This is a genomic window from Aliivibrio sp. S10_S31 (assembly GCF_014694495.1).
GTDB classification, from domain to species: domain Bacteria; phylum Pseudomonadota; class Gammaproteobacteria; order Enterobacterales; family Vibrionaceae; genus Aliivibrio; species Aliivibrio fischeri.
Window position 1 is genome coordinate 1 of record NZ_JAAUWR010000041.1, and the last position, 4,836, is coordinate 4,836.

Annotated in this window: 7 protein-coding genes; all 7 read right to left on the bottom strand. The window is 35.0% G+C overall.

Annotated features, from left to right (window positions below):
- Positions 1-213: 213 nt before the first annotated feature.
- The gene (locus HC728_RS19205; RefSeq protein WP_190395933.1) at positions 214-696 is read right to left on the bottom strand and encodes a MazG-related protein; all 483 of its coding nucleotides are present in this window, start codon (positions 694-696) and stop codon (positions 214-216) included.
- A 162-nt stretch (positions 697-858) separates the two neighbouring features.
- Positions 859-1,395: a DUF4823 domain-containing protein gene (locus tag HC728_RS19210; RefSeq protein WP_065596800.1), complete on the bottom strand. Its 537-nt coding sequence runs from the start codon at positions 1,393-1,395 to the stop codon at positions 859-861.
- 198 nt (positions 1,396-1,593) lie between these two features.
- On the bottom strand, positions 1,594-2,130 hold the full coding sequence (locus tag HC728_RS19215; RefSeq protein ID WP_190395934.1) for a hypothetical protein: 537 nt from the start codon (positions 2,128-2,130) through the stop codon (positions 1,594-1,596).
- A 137-nt stretch (positions 2,131-2,267) separates the two neighbouring features.
- Positions 2,268-2,885, bottom strand: a complete 618-nt coding sequence (locus HC728_RS19220; protein WP_190395935.1) for a hypothetical protein — start codon at positions 2,883-2,885, stop codon at positions 2,268-2,270.
- A gap of 147 nt (positions 2,886-3,032) precedes the next feature.
- Positions 3,033-3,692, bottom strand: a complete 660-nt coding sequence (locus tag HC728_RS19225) for a hypothetical protein (RefSeq protein WP_190395936.1) — start codon at positions 3,690-3,692, stop codon at positions 3,033-3,035.
- 157 nt (positions 3,693-3,849) lie between these two features.
- A complete protein-coding gene (locus tag HC728_RS19230; protein WP_190395937.1) occupies positions 3,850-4,320 on the bottom strand; it encodes a hypothetical protein in 471 nt (156 codons plus the stop codon).
- Between the two features lie 50 nt (positions 4,321-4,370).
- On the bottom strand, positions 4,371-4,577 hold the full coding sequence (locus HC728_RS19235) for a hypothetical protein (RefSeq protein WP_190395938.1): 207 nt from the start codon (positions 4,575-4,577) through the stop codon (positions 4,371-4,373).
- Positions 4,578-4,836: the final 259 nt, after the last annotated feature.

Sequence of the window (4,836 nt, forward strand, 5' to 3'; positions counted from 1 at the left end):
GCAGCAAAGAAAAAGGAAATCCACCCTACTTTCACGCCTAAAAAATTAACGGCTCAATCGCTGAACTGAGCCAAAAAACTGCAATCTTTAGTTCGTGTAACGCCTGCATAACACGTTTGCTACCATGCAGATTAAGCTCAAATTTACCACTTAACACGGCAAACTAAAAGAAACCTAGAATGCCGAATGTAGCAAATCGTGTTGATGCGATTGTTATGGCGCGGAAACTTGCAGCAATTCATGAACATCAATATTGTCAACTTCACGCCCTAAAAGACGTTTATAAGATATTAGCTGTTCGACTGGAATAACTGGAACCTCAATACCTAAGTAATTTTTAATAACCGACGAAGTAAAATCCGTTTTCAGCTCATACCATAGACCATTTTCTGATGATCGTATTTTAGAGCCAGGAAATAGACCTATTTCAATTTTTTGTGATTTGTAGATTAACTGAAAATATTCAAGATCCCATGAACCTTCAACATAGTGAGTTAGTGGTTTTGAAATATAAGGATTTACTTGTGCTAGGATCTTGGCAACATCCGCTTTATTGATGTAAAGATCAATATCAGCAACTTCACGATTACCACCATGTATTGTTGCAGCAAGCCCGCCAACAATTTGATATGTAATTTGTTCTGATTTCAATAAGCTATCTAGCCATTCCAATGCCACTTTTACTCTATCGCTCATCCTGAGACCTCTATTTACTTGACCGTGCACCATAACGCCTGCATAACACGTTTACTACTATGCGATTATACTTAAAATTGACGCCTTAAAACGAGAAACACCCGGCAAACAGAGATTGCCGAGTGTAGTAAATCGTGTTGATGCATTTGTTATATCGTGTACTTAATTTTGAACTGGTACTGCAAAAAGAGTATCAATATACGCGTTAACTGGCTCAGGTAATAGGTCTTGAGGATGATCGCCACCCAATGTTGCAAGTCCGCTTGAACCATCAATAATCGCCGAGCTTAGTTCAACATTATTTTTAATATCCCAAGTTACAATTTTCACTTCAACTTTATCAGCTTTAGCCGACCATTCCGTTGCACGATCTTCCCAATGCATTATTGTTGGGTAAAACAAATAATCTGAACCATTACTTTCAGCAAGCTTAATCGATTCTTTAAATGATCCAGCTTCGTTAGCAACAGTGATATCGTTCATTTTAGTGAGTAAGCCAGACTTAATAACATTACTTAATAATACGCCTGAACCTTTATAGTCTTTCTCGCCATAACGTCCATCCTCTGATAATGCGACATAAACAGATGAACTTGCTGGTATTTTATTAACTACTTCGGTATTAGAAACATTTAAATTATGAGAGTCAGCGCAGCCCGCTAGAGTAGCAATAAAACCTAGAACCAATAATTTTTTCACAATAGTGTCCTTATAAGAATTAGGGCTAAATATTACCACACAATACAGTTGCCCAAAAAACGATATAACGCCTGCATAACACGTTTGCTACTATACAGGCCTAGCTGAATTTTAACGCCTTAACCACTGAAACTAAAGGCAAACCGACAACGCCGAGTGTAGCAAATCGTGTTGATGCGATTGTTATGCATAATATTATTACAAACATTTAATTAACTTTAATTTACCATCTTCATGAGAAAAAGTTGCCTCAAGATGCTCACAGACGGCTTTGCATTCATAGATAGCAGGTTTTGATTCAAGCCAAGCTCTAACAAAAATAGTTACATTATCAGGATCTGTATTAAAAATTGCATTTCTCATACTCTCAATATGTTGATTAAGCACATTACAAGTTATGGGCATTGTAAAATCAGAGACCAAAGTTTCTCCAATAATTTTACTATTTTCATCAGATAAATTTGCCTTGCCCGCTTTGATAATCACTGAATATCGTATTTCCTCTATTCTAGTTTCTCTATCTTGAGAATTGTTTTTTACAAAAAAACTAATTTGTTCATTATCAATATCCGCAGTAAACTTCAAAGAAGGGTAATATTGATTAAAGTCATTCCTACGTTGAGTTTCTTCAGCTAATTCATTCGCTTTCCTAGCCTCTTTCCTCGCTTTAAACGAATTATACAAAGCTAATAATGCAACAAATGTTGTTACCCCAAATTGCCAATTTTCTTGCATACATCCTCCTTTATTATGCATAACGCCTGCATAACACGTTTACTACCAAGCAATTATACTTAAAATTGATGCCTTAAAACGAGAAACACCCGGCAAACTGAGATTGCCGAGTGTAGTAAATCGTGTTGATGCATTTGTTATAACGAATTACGCATAAATTTATCGTAATCATTCCAATACTTTGCCATCTTTTCCTGATGTTTTTTAATAGCTAACTTATCTCCTGACCTCATTTTTTTTACTGCTTCTCGTACTTGTGGAAATGGATTATTTTCTTTAAATTCACTCGATCTTTTTTCAAGTGGAAGTAAGATTTCTTCAATTAATGCTTTATCTGTTTTGTATTCTTTCCATGCTGGCAAAATTAATTTAATTAAAACATACATGAATGGAAAACAAAGGAAGATAAAAATAGAAAATAGTATAAGCTTCGGTAAGCTTTCATCACCATAAAATGATGTTAGAACCAAGCCTAAAAAGCACAAAACAAAGAAAAACAAACAGATGCGTTTAAATAATTTGAAATTCTTATCTAATTGATATGTTGACATAAATGCACAGTTTTCATCTTGAAGTTCACTCCAAAGCCCTTCAAGATCGCTATTATACTTTTTTAATCCACTCATCCGAGAGCCAATTTCTTTTTTATGTAAATTTTTATAGTGGCCAACAATACGCTCGATATTAACCCACTCAATAACAAGATAAATTGCCGCTAAAAACTGCAATAAACTTTGGGTATTACTGATTTCCAAGATATTTACCTATATTAAATTATTCGTTATAACGCCTGCATAACACGTTTGCTACGATACAGACTTAACTGAATTTTACCGCCTTAATCACTGAAACTAAAGGCAAACTGACAACGCCGAGTGTAGCAAATCGTGTTGATGCATTTGTTATAAGGATTTTTCTTCGACTGGAATATCCATTTGTTGGGTATCAACAGTAAACATTATCCACTGCTTTACATCACGAGCTAATTGCGAAATGTGCATAAATTCAAACCCCGTTTGAAACATCGGAGCATAATCATCGTTAACTTCACTCTCAGATAGAATCAAGCCAGTCCTCCTTAAACGAACTAATAATGCTTTTACTAAATCACGGCTAATCCCCATCTTTTCAGCTAAGTATTGATGTTGCTGTTGAGCCAACGAGTCAGAAGACTCACCTGTTTGACTATGGTTATCTGAAAATGCATATAAATGATACATTACATGCAGCTCTCTTTCTGAAAGTTCAGAGACTATCGAGAGCACTTCTTGGTAAAATTCGTATTCAACAAATAATTTTTTCGAAGCAACGCCATTGATAAACATAGAGGTCAATGCTTTCAGCTTTGCCGATGATATGCTCTTGTCGATAGCTTCCTCAGTCGCCAAATAACATGCTATGAATTCATCTTTATTCAACTCATGACTGTCTACTGATATTTCACCATTTTCGAGAGCTTTTAGTAGGTTGCTTCTTTTGCGATTTTGATACGCTTTATAACCTACACCAACCACAACATTTGTTACTGCCTTTCCTATAGCAGCTCCTGTTATAATTCCCATTGTTATCGAACCATCCTCATATCCTTATAACGCCTGCATAACACGTTTACTACTATGCAATTATACTTAATATTGACGCCTTAAAACGAGAAACACCCGACAACCGGAGATGCCGAGTGTAGTAAATCGTGTTGATGCGATTGTTATGTATATAGTATCAGTAATCAATTAATTCATTAGATTGGTAGATTATTTTTATACGATTACGTAGAGGATTGTTTTTATGATGTATTTGAGGGAATGGGTCATCATGACTTACAGGGCTATAACCTAAAATGATTAATTCATTCAAAGAACCTTTCCAGCAATAATGAATAACAGGACCGCTTCTAGCACCATCAGGATTATCTTTTGATATATGTGAATCTTTTGCTCGTGTCGTATTTTTATAAGGTCCTGAATGGTAGTGACCAACGCGCATAGATTCATAACCCGCACCATTATTATAAACATTTTTACCGATAAATGTTTTACCGTCGAGTGCGCGATCAGCAAATGTGAAGATGCTATCTAAGTGAGGTTGGTCATTAGGATCATTTGGCGTGAAAGTAGCCAAATCACGAAACTTCTCGGTATTAATATAACCGTTGAAAAACTTTTCATGAAAATAAACTTTATCTACTTGCATATAACCCTCTCAAAATCAGAAGGTTATTCTAAACATCACAGCTAATTATATCAAGCATGAACAGCATTCATTTCTGTATGAGTGTTAGATAATTGAACTGCTGCTTTATAGCGATTATTAGCGTGTTGAACAGCTGACATAAATGCACTACGTCTTTCGGCACTAGATTGCGATTTATTAAGAACGAAAGAACTAACGTTTTCTTGAGTCGAAGATCGTTGAGACAGTTCAATATTTACTTCGTCAAAATGTTTCATACTATAGCCTTAAAAATAAAATTAGTTTCATTAGATAATATATGTCTTTTTGTACTAAAAAGCAATCATATAAAAACCCTTTAAAAATGAACTTACAAATAACCTTCTATATTATAGCAGACCATTAATACATAACGCCTGCATAACACGTTTGCTACTATACAGAACAAGCTGAATTTTACCGCCATAAACACAAAAACCAAAGTCAAACCTACAATGCCGAATGTAGTAAATCGTGTTGATGCATTTGTTATGTCAT